Source organism: Polyangium sp. y55x31 (genome assembly GCF_029946505.1).
Taxonomy (GTDB): Bacteria; Myxococcota_A; Polyangia; order Polyangiales; family Polyangiaceae; genus Polyangium.
Genome location: NZ_JARZHG010000024.1, coordinates 50,457 through 66,049, shown reverse-complemented (window position 1 = coordinate 66,049; position 15,593 = coordinate 50,457). Strand labels below are relative to the sequence as shown.

Here is a 15,593-nt window from a genome sequence, read left to right as displayed (position 1 = left end):
CCGTTCTTGGCTTGGCCCTTCGAGGGGATTCATGAAGGCTTCTTTCTTTCAGTTGGCGTCGCGCCTGAGCTTCTTCGCGCTCGTCGGCGTCGGGTTCGGCGCGCGTGACATGTGCCTGGGCAACGACGGACCGCCGCCGGATCCGCCGGCGCCCGCCGACGCCGGCGAGGACGCGCCCGACGGGGCCATGAGCAAGCGGCCCGCGCCCCCCACCCCGCGCGACGTGCGCCCGATCTGAGGACCCGCCGAGGCGTCGCATGGAAGGGACTGGGCGGCTTCACAGGTTGTTCGGCTCGGTCGCCGCGATCCCGGCGCCGCCGATCGACGCCCCGCTCGCGGGCCTCGATCACCTGCGCCGCCTCGGCCTGCGCCTGCTCGGCCCCTTCCTGTCGCGCTCGCTGCTCGTCAATCGTGAACGCCGCGTCGCCGTCCTCGGCTCGGTGCTCATCGTCGCCGCGTTTTTCCTGACCTCGTTTTGGCCTGTAGTGATGCTCGTCGTGGGGCCGCTCGTCTGGGGCATCCCGCATGTGCTCGCGGACGTGCGTTACCTCGTGGCGCGGCCGGGCCTGCATCGACGGCCGCTCGTGCTCGCGGCGATCGGCGCGGGCATCCTCGCCGCGGGCCTCGGCTTCGGCGTGCGCGGAGGCCTCGTGGGCGCGGCCCTCGCGCTCTGCGTGGCGCGGACGTCCTGGTCGCGCAGGCTCATCGGGCTCTCCGTGGTGGGCGCGTTGTTCCTCCTGGCGCGGCGCGCGGGGTGGCTCGCCGACCTCGCGTTCGCGCACCTGCACAACCTCGTCGCGGTCGTGATCTGGTGGGCGTGGCGGCCGCGCAAGACGCGCCTCCACCTCGTGCCGATCGCGCTGTTCGCGGCGGGCACGGCGGCGCTCTTGCTCGGCTCGGTCGAGCCTTTGCTCGCGTGGAGCGGAGGCGCGGAGGCACCCTGGACCGGGCTCGGAATGCGGTACCTCTCGTGGACCTTGAGCCCGACGCCGACGGGCCCGCTCGCGGTGCGGTTCGTCGTGCTCTACGCGTTCGCGCAGGCGACGCACTACATCGTGTGGCTGCGGCTCATGCCGGAGGACGATCGGCCGAGCAAGACGCCGCGCTCCTACCGGCAGAGCTTCCGGGCGCTCGCGGGGGACATCGGCGGGTGGATCCTCTGGCTCTCGGCGATCGGCGCGATCGCGCTCATCGTCTGGGCGTTCTTCGGTCCGGGCGCCGCGCGTGATGGCTACCTGCGGCTCGCGTTCTTCCACGGCCACCTCGAGCTCGCCGCGGGCGCGCTGCTCTGGGCCGAGGGCCGCCGCGCCTTTTCGCCGCCCGAGGCCTCCGCCTGACGAGCATGCAAGCAGGCGAGGCGATCGCCCGGTACGGCGTGGCGTTCGTCCTGACGCAGGCGATCGAGATCCCGATCTACAGGCGTGCCCTCGGCGTGCGTCCGCTCGTCGCGTTCGGCGCGAGCGCGATCACGCACCCGATCGTGTGGTTCGTCATGCCGAACCTGTGGCGATCCCTGTACGTGGCCGCGATCCATGCCGATCGGCGGTTCGTGCTGGGGCCGGTCGGGTACTACCTCGGGTACGGCGTCCTCGCGGAGGGGTTCGCCGTGGCCGTGGAGGCCGCGTACTTCTGGAAGATGGGGATCACGGCGCGGAGGGCGTTCGGGTGGGCGGTCGCGGCGAACGCGGTGAGCTCGCTGCTGGGGCAAGCGCTGCGTGCGGCGACGGGGTGGCCTTGACGAGGAGCAAGACGATCCCGACCGGGATCATCACCCCGAGGCAAACCCACTGCGCCGCGGTGAGCCCGTGCCACCTCGGGTCCGAAAAACGCCCGTGCTCCGCGCGCAAAAAATCCAGGCCGAAGCGCAAGGATCCGTAAGCGACCGCGAGCAGGCCCGTCACCACGCCCGGGCGCGAGGCGCGGCGCGAGGCGACGACGACGATCCCGACGAGCAGCGGCGTCGCCATCCATTCGAGCAAGCCGAGGTCGAAGCGCGCGCCGCCCGGGTACTGCACGGCGAGCCAGGACGAAGAGAGCCGGCCCGGATGATCATGCGCGAACGCGCACGCCGCGCGCGCAAACATCCATCCGAACGGAAACGCGTACGTCGTCGCGTCGGCCGCAATGAGCACGGGCATCCCGAGCGCCCGCGCGAGCCCCACGAGCCCGACGATCGCACCGAGACAACCGCCCGCCGACGAGAGCGTCCCTCCGCCCCCCACGAGCTTGCCCACGCCGTAGGCGCCGCCGATCGCCGCTGCCATCGTGCCGATCGCGAGCGCCTCGATCGCCCCTTTCGAACCGAGCCCGAGGGCGCGCGCGCGTCGCACGAGGACGAGGTGGTTCACGATCACCGAGAGCGTGAGCAAGAGGCCAAACGCTCGGAGGCCAAACGGCAACGCAGGAAACTCGAGCCAGGGGATCACGCGGGGCTGCTACGATGCCACGGCATGCGCGAGGAAAGCACGAGCTCGCGACCACCATCCATCCCGCGCGCGCTGCTCGTCTTCGCCGCGGCCTGCGCGCTGCTCGCGCTCCTCAGGTTCGAGGGCATGACGATCGGCGGCGTGCTCGTCCGGCCGATCGCGCCGCTGCTCGACCCGCGTTTGCAAAGGCACGCCGGCTGGGTCCTGGCCCACGTGGTGCTGCTCTTCGCCGCGCCGCTCGTGCTCGCCAGGATCGGGCTCCAGCAGAAACCGGAGACCTTCGGGCTCGGGCTCGGCGACGCGCGGCGCTGGGGGACGATCACGCTCGGGCTTTTGCCCCTCGTGGTGATCGGCGCCGCGATCCTCTCCCACGTGCCCGGGGTCGCCGCGCATTACCGAGCCCACACCGCGGGGATCTCCGGGCTCTTCGGGTGGTTCGGGTGGATCACCATGTGGGGCGCCGCGTTTTTCGCCTGGGAGTTCTTCTTCCGCGGCCTGCTCGTCGTGGGCCTCGCGCGGGATCTCGGCGGACCGGCCGCCATCGTGCTGCACCTTTTGCCTTTCACCCTCGTTCACGTGGGCAAGCCCGCTCTGGAGGTCCTCCTGACTGTCCCGGGGGGCCTCGTGTTCGGCGCCCTCGCCTTCCGGGGTCGCTCGATGCTCGGGCCCTTCCTGCTTCACTGGACGCTCGGCGCGAGCCTCGATCTGTTCGTCGCTCGAAGCGTGTCCGCCCTTCCCTCGCTCGCCTCTGGCGGCTAAAACCGTCGAGCGCGTGCCCGAGCCCCAAGCCTCCCAGCCCGATCTCGAGCTGCCCAGGACCATCGGGCGTTACGAGGTCCTCCGTCTCGTCGGCGAAGGCGCGATGGGCCGCGTGCTCTGCGCCCACGATCCGGTGCTCGGGCGCGACGTCGCGGTAAAACTCCTGCGCGGCGATCTCTTGATCCCGCGCGACGTACGGGAGGGCCTGCTCGCCCGCATGCGCCACGAGGCCCGCGCCGCGGCGCGCGTCACGCACCCGAACCTCGTCACGCTGCACGACATGGGCGAAGACGGGCGCTTCGGGCTCTACCTCGTGTTCGAGTACGTCGAAGGGCCGACGCTCAAGCAACGGCTGAAGACCGGCTTGATGCCGGCCGGCGAGGCCGCGCGGCTCGCGCGCGAGCTCGGAAACGCGCTCACGTTCGCGCACGGCGAGGGCATCCTCCACCGCGACATCAAGCCCGAGAACATCATCCTCTCGCGCACCGGCGGGAAGATCGCCGACTTCGGCATCGCGCGGATCCCCGACTCGACGCTCACGCACGCAGGCGGCCTCATGGGCACGCCCGCCTACAGCGCGCCCGAGACGTTCGGCGGGAAGAACTTCTCCCCAGCGAGTGATCAGTTCTCGCTCGCCGCATCGCTGTACGAGGCGATCTGCGGCGAGCGCGCGTTCCCCGGCGACGACGCCGTCGAGGTCGCCGCGCGGATCGCGCGGGATCCGCCGAACCGCTTTGCCGCGCGCCGCGGCCTGCCCGCCGCCGTGGACGACGTCTTCGCCGTGGCGATGGCCAAGGCGCCGCACGATCGCTTCGAGAGCTGCGCGGCGTTCGGCGAGGCCCTCGCCGAGGCGCTCGCGCCCGCCGTGGAGACGCCCGCGCCCCGCGCCACCGCGCCGAGCGCGCCCGGCCGCGTGACGGCCGCGTCCATCCACCACGAGGCCGCGCCCGAGGTCGCCGCGGCGCTGCCGTCCGAGCGCAAGCGCGGGCAAGTGCTGCTCGGCATGGCCGTCGTCGCGGTCACGGCGACGCTGCTCGTGCGGCTCGCGCTGCACGACGACGGCGAGGCGCGCGGCCGGCGCACGCTTCCTTCGGCGAGCGCCTCTACCGACGTCCCGCCGCCCGCCTCGGCCGACAAACCTCGTCCGACGGTGTCCACGCCGCAGCCGCGCACCTCGCGCCCGCGTGTCGAGCCTTCGAGCTCGGCGAACGAGGATCCTCCGGAGGCGGAGGCCGACGCGGGGACCGCGCTCGCGACGGACGCGGGCCTCGACGCGAGCGCGCCTGCGCCGTCCGGATCGGCCGCGCCCTCCGCGTCGCCCTCGAGCGCCCCGTCCGCGAGCCCCACGAGCGCGCCCTCCGCCCTTCCCGCTTCCCCGGCGCCGGCCCCTTCCCAGGCCGCACCCGCGCCGGCCAAACCGTAGAGGCTTTCGCCATGATCATGCGCCCCCGCCGTCCTCTTGCTTCCATCACACGAGCCACACTCCCCGCAGCGCTGCTGCTCTGCGCGGCGAGCGCCGCCGAAGCCGCGCCGTCGCTCACCGTGGAGAACACGGGCCAGCCCGCGACGCTCCCGGGCGACGTCACGAACGACTTCAACATCCTGACCATCAAGAGCGGCGCCGTGCTGCGCGTGCTCGCCAAGGGCTCGGGGCCCTCGACGGGGCGCCTGCACATCCGCGCCAACCGCATCATCATCGAGTCCGACGGCATGATCGACGCCACGGGCTCGGGTCATCCCGGCAAGGCGGGCCTGCCCGGCGAGGGCATGGGCGGCGGGAATGTGAACGGCAACAGCGCGGGCGGCGGCGGCGCCTACTTCGGCGGCGGCGGCGACGGCACGAGCCAGGCGCCCACGTGCGGCGGCCCGTTCGGCCTCGGCGGCTCGGCGTACGGCAACCCCTCGATGCTCGACCTCGGCAGCGCGGGCGGCTCGGGCAGCTCGACGCCCGGCATGGGCGCGAGCGGCGGCAACGGCGGCGGCGGGATCTGGCTGCAAGCGGCGCGCATCGAGATCAACGGGACGATCGCGGCGAACGGCTCGAACGGCAACGTGCTCTCCAACATCGGCGCGGGCGGCGGCGCCGGCGGCCACGTGATCCTCGACGCGTACATCATCGACTGGATGCCGAAGGCGAAGATCACGGCGAAGGGCGGCGCCGGCGGGATCGGCACGGTGGGCGTCGGCGGCTCGGGCGGCGGCGGCATCGTGCGCATCCACGCGAGCACCGTCTCGGCGCCGCCGGTGGGCGTCATCGACGTGAGCGGCGGGCCTCCGCCATCGGGTTGTTCCACGGGCGCGGGTGATCAGGGGACGAACGAGTTCGACGATCAGAACGTCGAGTGCCCCGACTTCGACGGCGACGGCGCGCGCTCGGTCCTCTGCAACGAGACCGACTGCGACGACACGAACGCCACGATCGCGCCGGGCCTGCCCGAGCTCTGCAACGGCGTCGACGACAACTGCAACGGCGAGATCGACGAGATGGCGACGAACTGCGCGCCGGGCCTGATCTGCCAGGCGGGCAACTGTGTCTCCGAGGTGAACCCCGACGCGGGCCCGACGACCGACGGCGGCGCGCCTGCCGCGCCCGAGACGGTCGAGTACCGTGGCGGCTGCTCGCTCGCGCCTGCGGCCCAGGGCGGGTTCGCGCTCGCCGGCCTCGGGCTCGTCGCGGCGCTCGCGGCGCGGTTCGCGCGAAGGGCGAAGAGGTCGCGATGAACTTCGGAACGAGGCGTGTGATGCGCAAAGCGACGTGGCTCTTCTTGGCGACGGCCCTCGTGGCCGCTCTGCCCTACGGCTGCGGCTCCGAGGAGGAAGGCCCGCTCTTCCCCGACGCGGGCGGCGACGGCGGCCAGGGCGGCACAGGCGGTCAGGGCGGCGCGGGCGGCGCAGGCGGCGTAGGCGGCGCAGGCGGTCAGGGCGGCGCGGGCGGCGGTTCGGCGTGTGATCCGGGCACGGGCGCGACCGCGTGTGATGTCTGCGTCTACGACCAGTGCTGCGCGGCGGCGATCGCGTGCGACGAAGGAACGCCTTGCGACGCGCTGTGGGACTGCGCGCGCGCGGCTGGTTGCCTCTCGCCGACCGAGTCGGACTTCGACGGCTGCGCCGTCAAAGCCTGCCCGATGGAGGCGACGGAGGACGCCGTCTCCGCGCTCGAATCCTTGGCCGGCTGTATCCGCACGAGCTGCGGGGGAACGTGCGGATGACGCAGCACGGCGAAAAGCCGGGACTTGACAGAAGGACGCCCACGGAGGACACGCACACGGGCCGGGAGGCCGCGATCACCTCATGACCACGACGCGCCAACATTCCGACGAGCTCCACCTCGCCCTGTATCGAAAAATGTTCCAGATCCGCCGCTTCGAGGAAGAAGCGGCGCGCGCTTACGCGCAGGGCAAGATCGGTGGCTTTCTCCACCTGTACATCGGCCAGGAAGCGGTGGCGGTCGGCGCCGTCGCTTCGCTTCAGCCGACGGATTACGCGATCACCACGTACCGGGATCACGGCCTCGCTCTCGCGCGCGGGATGACGTCACGCGCGGCGATGTCGGAGCTCTTCGGCAAGGTGACGGGCTGCTCGAAGGGACTCGGCGGCTCGATGCACTTCTTCGACGTCGAGCACAACATGCTCGGCGGCTACGGCATCGTGGGCGGTCACGTCCCGCTCGCCGTCGGCACCGCGTTCGCCTCGAAGTACCGCCAGGATGGGCGCGTCGCGATCGTCTTCCTCGGCGAGGGCGCGGTGAGCATCGGCGACTTCCACGAGGGCATGTCGCTCGCGGCGCTCTGGAAGCTGCCGATCGTGATCGTCGTCGAGAACAACGAGTACGCGATGGGCACGTCGCTCGCGCGCACGCTCTCGGTCGAGGACGTCTCGCTCAAGGCCGTGGGTTACGGCATGGCGCGGGATCGGTTCTTCGCGAGCCACGTGCTCGAGGTCCACGACCGCATCGGCGAGGCGATCGAGCGCGCGCGCACGACGAGCGAGCCCACGCTCGTCGAGGTGCGCACCTATCGCTTCCGCGGCCACTCGATGAGCGATCCGGGCAAGTACCGCACGCCGGACGAGCTCGAAGAGCGCAAGCGCAAGGACCCGCTCATGGTCTCGCGCGCGGAGCTCGAAGGGAAAGGCCATCAAGAGGCGCTGCAGAAGATCGAGGCCGAGATCGAGGCCGAGATCGAGGACGCCGTTCGTTTCGCCGACGAGAGCCCCGAGCCGGGGCCCGAGCTGCTCGAGGCGACCACCTACAAGGGAGCATTCGCGCGATGACCGTCTTGCGCTACAGGGAGGCGGTTCGCGCCGCCATGATCGAGGAAATGGAGCGCGACGAGCGCGTCTACCTCATCGGCGAAGAGGTCGGCGCGTACCAGGGCGCGTACAAGGTGAGCGAGGGCATGCTCGAGCGCTTCGGCCCGAAGCGCGTGATCGACGCTCCGATCACCGAGAGCGGCTTCACGGGCATCTCGATCGGCGCGGCGATGGTCGGTCTCCGGCCGATCGTCGAGTACATGACGTGGAACTTCTCCGCCGTCGCGTTCGATCAGATCCTGAACAACGCGGCGAAGATCCGGCAGATGTCGGGCGGCCAGCTCCACGTGCCCATCGTGCTGCGCGCGCCGAACGGCTCGGCGCGGCAGGTGGGCTCGCAGCACTCGCACGCGATGGAGCATTTTTACACCCACGTTCCGGGCCTCAAGGTGCTCGCGCCCGCGACGCCCGCCGACGCGAAGGGCCTGCTCAAGGCGGCGATCCGCGACGACGATCCGGTGCTCTTCATGGAGAGCGAGACGCTCTACAACGTGAAGGGCGAGGTGCCGGACGATCCGGATTTCGTCGTGCCGATGGGCCAGGCCCGCGTCGCGCGCGAGGGCAAGGACGTGTCGATCATCGCGTACGGGCGCCCGGTGCACGTGGCGCTCGAGGCGGCGGCGCTGCTCGAAAAGGAGGGCATCGACGCGGAGGTCGTGGATCTCCGCTCGCTCCGCCCGCTCGACGAGCAAGCGCTCGTGCGGACGGTGCAGAAGACGCACCGCGCAGTGCTCACGTACGAGGGCTGGCCGTACGGCGGTGTGGGCGGCGAGATCGTCGACCGCATCCAGCGGCTCGCTTTCGACGAGCTCGACGCGCCGATCCTGCGCGTCACGTTCCGCGACGTACCCATGCCGTACAACGCGAAGCTCGAGCAGTACGTCCTGCCGCAACCCGATCGGATCGCCGACGCGGTCCGCGAGGTGCTGTACCGAAAGGGCTGATCGGTCATGGCCAAGATTCTCGATATGCCGAAGCTGTCCCCCACGATGGAGGAGGGACAGATCAGCGTCTGGCACAAGAAGGAAGGGGACACGATCGGCGTCGACGATCTGCTCGCCGAGGTCGAGACCGACAAGGCGACGATGGAGTATCGGTCCTTCGACAAGGGCACGATCCTCAAGATCCTGACGCCGGAAGGCAGCGTCGTGCGCCTCGGACAACCCGTGGCGATCATCGGCGCGCCGGGCGAGGACATCTCCGCGCTCGTCGCGAAAGCGGGCGGCGGAGCGCCGGCCCCGGCGCCGGCTCCAAAGGCAGAAGCTGCGCCCGCGCCTGCGCCTGCGCCCGCGCCCGCGCCTGCCCCCGCGGCCGCGCCCGCTCCCCCTCCGGCGCCGGCTCCCGCAGCCGCTCCCGCCCCCGCTCCGGCTCCCGCAGCCGCCCCCGCGGGCGAACCTGGGCGCGTAAAAGCCTCGCCGTACGTCCGCAAGCTCGCGCGGGAACGCGACCTGAGCCTCGCCGGCGTCACGGGCTCGGGCCCCGGCGGCCGTATCGTCGCCCGCGACCTCGACACGCTCCCGAAGGCCGCGCCGGCCCCGGCCCCCGCGGCCGCGCCCGCCGCTCCGGCGCCCGTCGCCGCGCCGGGCGAGCTCCTCGCGCCCGAGGTCCGTCCGCTCAGCATGATGCGCAAGGCCATCGCGCGGCGGCTCGTCGAGTCGAAGCAGACGGTCCCGCATTTCTATCTGACGATCGACGTCGACGCCGATCCGCTGAGCGCGCTGCGCGAGCAGATCAACGCCGAGCTCGCCGCCGCCGCGGAGGCCGGCAAGGACGCGGCGAAGATCTCCCTCAACGATCTGCTCGTCAAGGCCTGCGCCATTGCATTGCGCCGCGTGCCCGAGTGCAACGCGCAGTATTCGCCCGATGCCATTCTCGTGCACCGCCGCGTCGACATCTCGGTCGCCGTCGCCGTGTCCGAGGGACTCGTCACGCCCGTCGTGCGCGACGCCGACAAGAAGAGCATCACCACCATCGCCGCGGAGATCCGCGACCTCGCCTCGCGCGCCAAAGCGAAAAAACTCAAGCCCGAGGAGATGGCGAACGGCACGTTCTCCATCTCGAACCTCGGCATGTACGGGATCGACGAGTTCTCCGCGGTCATCAACCCGCCCGAGGGCGCGATCCTGGCCGTCGGCCAGGTGCGGCGCGAGCCTGTCGTGAAGGGCGACGCCGTGGTCCCCGGTCGCCGCCTCGCGATGACGCTCTCCTGCGATCACCGCGTCATCGACGGCGCCGTGGGCGCGACGTTCCTGAAGGCGCTGCGGGCGCTGATCGAGCGCCCGATGCAGATCCTCGTCTCCTGACGAGGTGAACAGGGTGCGCCCCCGACGCGGGGCGCACCCTCCTCCACTTATCCAATCACGGATTGGCCTGGCAGTTGCGGCGCGTGAGCCACTCGACCACGGACCGCACCATCGGCCGATAGCCGAACGCCGGCGACACGATGTCGTCGAGGTTCGCCGGACAAACCGAGCCGACCACCGCCTGATCGCCGAGCGCCTTGAAGAGCGCGAGCGGCCGGGTGCCCGGGTAGGCCTTGGCGCGGACTTGCAGCGTGCGCTGGCCGCTCGTGGGGTCGACCGCGCAGAGCGGGTTGTCGTTGTTCGACTCGGAGCAATCGCACGCCGAGAGGTTCGTGTCCGTGCAGTCGCGTTGCTCGCCCGGCAAGAGCGGCAGGATGCACGCGTACTGGAGATCGTCGTTGTCGATCGTCCACTCGTGCCCGTTGATCGGGTTCGCGTTCGGCATCGACGCGTCCACGAGGACGTCGCCGGTGATCGGGTTCGTCCCGACGCGCTTCGCGACCGACTGGATCATGAGCGGATCGAGCGGCGGCACGTTGCTCGCGGGGTCGCCGAGGATGACGTCCCAGGTCGACGCGCCGCTCGCGTTGATCGGCGCCGTGAGCTCGGCCGCGGACTTGAAGCCCTTCGAGGCGTCGGTCTTGTCCCGCGCCACGTCCTGCCAGGGCACGCCCACGAGGCCCGTGACGAGGACCTTCTCGGGCCCGCGGATGGCCGTGAGGTTATCGGTCGGGTCGAGGTCCGAGAAGAGCGGGTTCGGAACGAGCTCGCCGGCCCGGTTCGTGATGAAGGCCAGGCTGAAGGCCTGCGCGTATCGGTCGATCGGATACATGAAATCGATGCCGAAGCGGCGCTTCTGATCCCAGCAGCGCAGGTTGATGTCGTCCTCGTCGACGGTGTAGAGCGCTGGACCGCCGTTCGGATCCATGCACGTCGGATCGGCGGGGCAGTCCCCGGCCGCCTGGCCGCACGATTTGCAGCACGGATCGTTCGGATCGATCGCGCATTCCTGCCGCGCGCGCGGCAGCCGCACGTTCGTCGCGCCGATGCGGAGCTGGTTGACGTAATAGAACTGCCCGTACTCCTTCGTCGAGCAATCGTTCTCGTCGGTCAGCATGAGCACGGTGAGCAGCGAATCCGGCCGCAAAAACTCTGCGCGTTGCTGCAGGAGCACCGTGTCGACGCCCTGTGGCGTCGCCTTGCCGTCGATGACCGAGATGCTCTCGTAGGGCTCCGGATCCACGAGGAAGCGGTAGATGCTCTCGAGCTGCGACTCATAACCGCAGCCGATCTGCCCGACGCCGATGACCATGTCGCGCAGCGTCGGCACGAGGCCGCCGCCCATGCCGTCGTCGACCTGGTCCTCGCCCGGCGGGTTCTGCTGCTGGTTGGGATCCCAGGCGAGGAAGCCTTTGTTCGCGTACGTCGGCACCTGCCCCGAATTGCATTGATCCGCGCGCGAGAGCAGGTGGCCCTTGTCGTTGTTCGTCGTGTTCGGGTTCGGCGAACACTCCTTGCTGTTCGGATCGATGCTCGGGCACGCATCCGAGCCGTGGCCGCCGATGCTGGAGCTGATGACGCCGATGTGGATGTCCGTCATCGGCTCGAAGGCGCGGAACGTGCCGCTCGGACAGGCCTCCGCGGGCCCGCTCGGCTGCGTCTGCGCGGGCACGCCCTGCGCGTCGATGCACGGCGGGTTGACGACGCCCTGCACGAGGTCGGGGATCGCGCGCGCCAGGATGCTCTGCTTGTCGGCCATGCTGCGCGAATTGTCGATCGCGAAGAGCAGATCGAGCCGCTCGGCCGCGACGCACGCCGCGGAACCGCCGCTGCCGCCGCTGCCGCCGCTGCCGCCGTTGCCGGCGCCGCCCGCGCCGCCTTCACCGCCTGCGCCGCCGCTGCCGCCGGTGTTGATGCCGCCCGTGCCGCCGGCGCCGCCCGTGCCGCCGGTCCCGCCCGTTCCACCGGTGCCGCCCGTCGCGCCGGCCCCGCCCGTGCCGCCCGTCCCGCCGTTCCCGCCGCCCGTCACCCCGCCGTTGCACCCCGCCGCGAACGCGAGCACCGCCGCAAGGCCGAATCCGAAGATTGTCCCACGTCGACCGATCATGTCATGCCTCCTTCTAAGGATAAGGCGTGCGCCAGGAAACATGCATGAGCGGCGACCGTCAAGGGCGCAGCAAATCGCGGGCGCCGTCGGCGACGAATTGCACGGCGATCGCCGCGAGGATGAGGCCCATCACGCGCTCGAGGATCGCCACGCCGCTCTGCCCGAGGACGCGTTGCACGAGCGAGGCCGCGCGCAGGATGAAATAGGCCGCGACAAACGTGATCGTGACGGCGAGCAGGACGGGCACGGCGTAAAGCAGGTTCCGCGTGTTGCCCTGGGACATGAGCACCATCACGCTGGCGATGGATCCCGGGCCGGCGAGCAGGGGCATGGCGAGGGGCACGAGCGCCACGTCTTCCTTGCGGGCGCTCTCCTCGGTCTCCTCGGGCGAGGTGCGGGTGCCCGGGCGCTTGGCGCGGAGCATGTCGAGCGCGGTGAGCATGAGCAGGAGCCCGCCCGCCACGCGGAAGGCGCCCAGGCTGATGCCGAAGATCTTGAAAATGACGCCGCCGAAGATCGCGAACGTCATGAGGAGGAAGTAGCCCGTGAAGCAGGCGCGGCGCGCCATCTGCCGGATCTTTTCGGGCGGATCGTTCGACGTGATGGCGAGGAAAATCGGCACGACGCCGATCGGGTCGACCACGAAGAACACCGCCGAAAGGGCGACAAAGAAAAACGTCACGAGCTCGGTCAAGGGCGCATCCTGCGGATGCGCTCGCTATAGACCCGGAACGGGCGAGGCGCCAGGCTCATGGGCGGCGCGCGGGTTGACGTGCGGCAGACGCCGCGGTATCTCGCCCTTCCCATGTTCCGCGTGACCGAAGAAGTGCGGTTTTGTTATGGCCACCGCCTGCTCGACTACGAGGGCCCTTGCGCCCGCATCCATGGCCACAACGCCCGCGTCGAGATCGAGCTCTCGGCGCCTTCGCTCGACCGCAAAGGGTTCGTCGCGGATTTTTTCGACATCGAGAAGGCCGGCAAGGAGTGGATCCTCGCGCAGTTCGACCACCGCCTCATCCTGCGAGAGGACGACCCCGTCATTCCGTTCCTGAAGCAGGCGGGCGAGGCGTTCGTCACGCTCCCGGTGAATCCGAGCGCCGAGAATTTCGCCAAGCTCATTTTTGATCACCTGCGCGCGCACGGCTTGCCCGTCACGGCCGTGTCTTTTTACGAGACCGACACGGCCATCGCGACGTACGAAGAGCGCTAGGTGTTTCCCATGAACAAGGCAGCCCTCGTCACCGGCGCAGGCAAGCGGATCGGCCGCGCCATTGCGATGATGCTCGCGCGCGAAGGTTTTTCCGTGGCGGTCCATTATCATCGTTCGCGCGAGGACGCGGAGCACCTCGTCGCCGCCATCGAATCGGCCGGCGGGCGCGCGGCGGCGGTGGGAGCGAACCTCGCGGACGAGGTGGAGACGGGCTCGCTCGTGGATCACGCGACGGCGCTCGTGGGGCCGCTCGTGGCGCTCGTGAACAACGCCTCGACGTTCGAGTACGACACGCCGGAGACGGCCACGCGCGAGACGTGGGATTTGCACATGGAGGCGAACCTCCGGGCGCCCTTCGTGCTCACGCAGCAATTCGCGCGGCGCTTGCCCGGGGGCGTGGAGGGCGCGGTGGTGAACGTGCTGGATCAGCGCGTCTGGAACCTGAGCCCGCATTACACGACGTATACCGTGAGCAAGGCCGGGCTCTGGGCGCTCACGCAGTCGCTCGCGCTCGCGCTCGCGCCGCGCATCCGGGTGAACGCCGTGGGCCCCGGGCCGACGCTGCCGAGCACGCGTCAAACGCCCGAGCAGTTCGCCGCGCAATGCGAGAGCATGCCGCTCCGCCGCGGGGCCACGCCCGAGGACGTCTGCGACGCCGTCCGGTATCTGCTCACGGCGCGCGCGGTCACGGGGCAGATGATCGCCGTCGATGGCGGCCAGCACCTCGGCTGGGCCACGCCGCCGCCGGATTCGATACCCGATTGATCGTGGAAGGCCCGCGCGGCGGGCGTCGTGCGGCGGGCGATCCGTGTTATCGAGGGGTATGACCCCGACGGCGATCCCCACGGCCCCCGGCGAGAACCTGCTCGGCCACGCCCACCACTTCCAGAGCGACCGGCTCCCCTTCTTCCGGCGCGTCGCCGACACGGGCGACGTCGTCTCGGCCCGGATGCTCCACCGCACCTTCTATTTCGTGAACGGCCCCCAGACCGCGCACGAGATGCTCGTGGAGAAGGCGCGCAGCTTCGAAAAATCCCCCGGCATCCGCATCCTGCTCCACGATCTCGCGGGCCAGGGCCTCTTCACGAGCGAGGGGGATCTCTGGCGGCGCCAGCGCCGCTTGCTCTCGCCGCTCTTCCACCCGACGCAGCTCCAGACCTACGTGAGCGCGATGAACGGCGAGGCCCTGCGCGCCCGCGAGCGGCTGCGCGAGGGCGAACGCACGGATCTCGCCGCCGAGATGACGCGGATCGCGATGAGCGTCGTCGGCCGGACCCTCTTCGACGCGCGGACCTTCGACGAGGCCGACGAGCTCGGCGAGGCGCTCACCGTCGCGCTCGGCTGGGTGAACGACCACATGGGCACGCCGTACATGGTGCTGCAGGTCTCGGCGCTGGAGATGACCGAGGTCCTCGACGGAAAACTCCCGCCGTGGCTCGAGGACGTCCGCGCCCGCGCCCGCGCCGCGCTCGACGCGCCGATCTTCATGCCCGGCCGGAGCGAGCCCAAGATCGTGCGGGCCCTCGAGGTCCTCGACAAACGTATCCAGGCCATGATCGACGACCGGCGCGCGAGCCACGTCGCTCGAAATGACCTGCTCACGCGGCTCCTCCATGCACGCGACGCGGATCTCGGCGGCGAGGGCATGAGCGACAAGCAGGTCCGCGACGAGGCCAATACGCTGTTCATCGCGGGGCACGAGACGACGGCGACCGCGCTCGCCTGGTCGTTCTACCTGCTCTCGCGCGACCCCGCCGCGCGGGCGAAGGTGCAGGCCGAAGCCGACGCGTTCGGCCCCGAGGGCCCGACGTCCTACGACCCCGAAAAGCTCGCCTACACGACGCGCGTCTTCAAGGAGGCGCTGCGCCTTTATCCGCCGGTCATCGTGCTCCCGCGGCGCTCGCTCGAGCAGGTCGAGCTCGGCGGCCACAGCTTCCCCGAGCGGACCATCTTTTTCGTGAACGTCTACGGGATGCACCACCGGAACGACTGCTTCGCCGATCCCGAGCGGTTCGATCCGGACCGCTTCACCCCGGAGAACGAGGCGAAGCGCCCGAAATCAGCCTGGATCCCGTTCGGCGTGGGGCCCCGCGTATGCATCGGGAACCATTTCGCGTTGATGGAAGGGCCCGTCGTGCTCGCCACGTTGATGCGTGGTTTGTCCTTCGAGGTCGAGCCGCAAGACATCGAGCCCGAGACGTTCGCCACGCTCCGCCCGAAAGGCGGCGTCTGGGCGCGCGTCCGCCGCCGCAGCGCTTGACCCCCCTCCCCGCCCGCCACCCCGCCTCCCCCCTCTCCCCGTAGCTCCCCCACTCCCGCTCCCTGCCTTCGGGATGCATGCGTATCCTTGCGCACATTGTCTACACAAAAGTTTGGACGAAGCTTGCACAACGTATGAACAAACGATATTCCATAGAATGTTCGCTTCACAAAATAGCGAGCAGGGACACATCTACCCTTCGATCGAAGGCCAGGTT

Annotated in this window: 16 protein-coding genes; 13 read left to right on the top strand and 3 right to left on the bottom strand. The window is 70.4% G+C overall.

Going from position 1 to position 15,593, the window contains the following annotated elements; all coding sequences use genetic code 11:
* Positions 1-31 precede the first annotated feature (31 nt).
* Genes QHF84_RS32510 through QHF84_RS32500 form a run of 3 tightly spaced genes read left to right on the top strand, consistent with a single transcriptional unit; the run spans position 32 to position 1,738 of the window.
* Entirely contained in the window at positions 32-238 is a 207-nt protein-coding gene (locus QHF84_RS32510; protein WP_281317377.1) for a hypothetical protein, read from the top strand.
* Between the two features lie 19 nt (positions 239-257).
* Entirely contained in the window at positions 258-1,337 is a 1,080-nt protein-coding gene (locus tag QHF84_RS32505; RefSeq protein WP_281317376.1) for a hypothetical protein, read from the top strand.
* Between the two features lie 5 nt (positions 1,338-1,342).
* A complete protein-coding gene (locus tag QHF84_RS32500) occupies positions 1,343-1,738 on the top strand; it encodes a hypothetical protein (protein WP_281317375.1) in 396 nt (131 codons plus the stop codon).
* On the opposite strand, the gene QHF84_RS32495 is transcribed toward QHF84_RS32500, so the two are convergent.
* The gene (locus QHF84_RS32495) at positions 1,644-2,426 is read right to left on the bottom strand and encodes a prolipoprotein diacylglyceryl transferase family protein (protein WP_281317374.1); all 783 of its coding nucleotides are present in this window, start codon (positions 2,424-2,426) and stop codon (positions 1,644-1,646) included. The two genes, QHF84_RS32500 and QHF84_RS32495, sit on opposite strands and share 95 nt — an antisense overlap.
* Positions 2,427-2,450: 24 nt before the next feature.
* Between QHF84_RS32495 and QHF84_RS32490 the strand changes: the two genes are divergently transcribed.
* From QHF84_RS32490 to QHF84_RS32460, 7 genes are all read left to right on the top strand, one after another.
* Complete coding sequence (locus QHF84_RS32490) at positions 2,451-3,185, top strand: CPBP family intramembrane glutamic endopeptidase (RefSeq protein ID WP_281317373.1); 735 nt, start codon at positions 2,451-2,453, stop codon at positions 3,183-3,185.
* A 13-nt stretch (positions 3,186-3,198) separates the two neighbouring features.
* Positions 3,199-4,608: a serine/threonine-protein kinase gene (locus QHF84_RS32485; protein WP_281317372.1), complete on the top strand. Its 1,410-nt coding sequence runs from the start codon at positions 3,199-3,201 to the stop codon at positions 4,606-4,608.
* Between the two features lie 11 nt (positions 4,609-4,619).
* On the top strand, positions 4,620-5,906 hold the full coding sequence (locus QHF84_RS32480) for a putative metal-binding motif-containing protein (RefSeq protein ID WP_281317371.1): 1,287 nt from the start codon (positions 4,620-4,622) through the stop codon (positions 5,904-5,906).
* A 20-nt stretch (positions 5,907-5,926) separates the two neighbouring features.
* The gene (locus QHF84_RS32475) at positions 5,927-6,394 is read left to right on the top strand and encodes a hypothetical protein (protein WP_281317370.1); all 468 of its coding nucleotides are present in this window, start codon (positions 5,927-5,929) and stop codon (positions 6,392-6,394) included.
* An 82-nt stretch (positions 6,395-6,476) separates the two neighbouring features.
* On the top strand, positions 6,477-7,457 hold the full coding sequence (gene pdhA / locus QHF84_RS32470; RefSeq protein ID WP_281317369.1) for a pyruvate dehydrogenase (acetyl-transferring) E1 component subunit alpha: 981 nt from the start codon (positions 6,477-6,479) through the stop codon (positions 7,455-7,457).
* Complete coding sequence (locus tag QHF84_RS32465; protein ID WP_281317368.1) at positions 7,454-8,440, top strand: pyruvate dehydrogenase complex E1 component subunit beta; 987 nt, start codon at positions 7,454-7,456, stop codon at positions 8,438-8,440. The genes pdhA and QHF84_RS32465 overlap by 4 nt, the downstream gene beginning before the upstream one ends.
* A 6-nt stretch (positions 8,441-8,446) precedes the next feature.
* Positions 8,447-9,799 carry a pyruvate dehydrogenase complex dihydrolipoamide acetyltransferase gene (locus QHF84_RS32460; protein WP_281317367.1) on the top strand — a complete coding sequence of 451 codons (1,353 nt, stop codon included), beginning with the start codon at positions 8,447-8,449 and terminating at the stop codon, positions 9,797-9,799.
* A gap of 55 nt (positions 9,800-9,854) precedes the next feature.
* On the opposite strand, the gene QHF84_RS32455 is transcribed toward QHF84_RS32460, so the two are convergent.
* Complete coding sequence (locus tag QHF84_RS32455) at positions 9,855-11,906, bottom strand: hypothetical protein (protein ID WP_281317366.1); 2,052 nt, start codon at positions 11,904-11,906, stop codon at positions 9,855-9,857.
* A gap of 58 nt (positions 11,907-11,964) precedes the next feature.
* Positions 11,965-12,600 carry a MarC family protein gene (locus tag QHF84_RS32450; protein WP_281317365.1) on the bottom strand — a complete coding sequence of 212 codons (636 nt, stop codon included), beginning with the start codon at positions 12,598-12,600 and terminating at the stop codon, positions 11,965-11,967.
* Positions 12,601-12,711: 111 nt separating this feature from the next.
* Between QHF84_RS32450 and QHF84_RS32445 the strand changes: the two genes are divergently transcribed.
* From QHF84_RS32445 to QHF84_RS32435, 3 genes are read left to right on the top strand one after another with little or no spacing between them, the layout of a single operon-like run.
* Positions 12,712-13,116, top strand: a complete 405-nt coding sequence (locus QHF84_RS32445) for a 6-carboxytetrahydropterin synthase (RefSeq protein WP_281317364.1) — start codon at positions 12,712-12,714, stop codon at positions 13,114-13,116.
* Positions 13,117-13,125: 9 nt separating this feature from the next.
* Positions 13,126-13,881, top strand: coding sequence for an SDR family oxidoreductase (locus QHF84_RS32440; RefSeq protein WP_281317363.1), 756 nt, complete (start codon positions 13,126-13,128; stop codon positions 13,879-13,881).
* 58 nt (positions 13,882-13,939) lie between these two features.
* Positions 13,940-15,376: a cytochrome P450 gene (locus QHF84_RS32435; RefSeq protein ID WP_281317362.1), complete on the top strand. Its 1,437-nt coding sequence runs from the start codon at positions 13,940-13,942 to the stop codon at positions 15,374-15,376.
* Positions 15,377-15,593: the final 217 nt, after the last annotated feature.

Bases quoted from the DNA above. Each gene is read 5' to 3' on its own strand.
- QHF84_RS32510 (WP_281317377.1), top strand. From the start codon at position 32: ATGAAGGCTTCTTTCTTTCAGTTGGCGTCGCGCCTGAGCTTCTTCGCG.
- QHF84_RS32505 (WP_281317376.1), top strand. From the start codon at position 258: ATGGAAGGGACTGGGCGGCTTCACAGGTTGTTCGGCTCGGTCGCCGCG.
- QHF84_RS32500 (WP_281317375.1), top strand. From the start codon at position 1,343: ATGCAAGCAGGCGAGGCGATCGCCCGGTACGGCGTGGCGTTCGTCCTG.
- QHF84_RS32490 (WP_281317373.1), top strand. From the start codon at position 2,451: ATGCGCGAGGAAAGCACGAGCTCGCGACCACCATCCATCCCGCGCGCG.
- QHF84_RS32480 (WP_281317371.1), top strand. From the start codon at position 4,620: ATGATCATGCGCCCCCGCCGTCCTCTTGCTTCCATCACACGAGCCACA.
- QHF84_RS32475 (WP_281317370.1), top strand. From the start codon at position 5,927: ATGCGCAAAGCGACGTGGCTCTTCTTGGCGACGGCCCTCGTGGCCGCT.
- pdhA (WP_281317369.1), top strand. From the start codon at position 6,477: ATGACCACGACGCGCCAACATTCCGACGAGCTCCACCTCGCCCTGTAT.
- QHF84_RS32465 (WP_281317368.1), top strand. From the start codon at position 7,454: ATGACCGTCTTGCGCTACAGGGAGGCGGTTCGCGCCGCCATGATCGAG.
- QHF84_RS32460 (WP_281317367.1), top strand. From the start codon at position 8,447: ATGGCCAAGATTCTCGATATGCCGAAGCTGTCCCCCACGATGGAGGAG.
- QHF84_RS32455 (WP_281317366.1), bottom strand. From the start codon at position 11,906: ATGATCGGTCGACGTGGGACAATCTTCGGATTCGGCCTTGCGGCGGTG.
- QHF84_RS32445 (WP_281317364.1), top strand. From the start codon at position 12,712: ATGTTCCGCGTGACCGAAGAAGTGCGGTTTTGTTATGGCCACCGCCTG.
- QHF84_RS32440 (WP_281317363.1), top strand. From the start codon at position 13,126: ATGAACAAGGCAGCCCTCGTCACCGGCGCAGGCAAGCGGATCGGCCGC.
- QHF84_RS32435 (WP_281317362.1), top strand. From the start codon at position 13,940: ATGACCCCGACGGCGATCCCCACGGCCCCCGGCGAGAACCTGCTCGGC.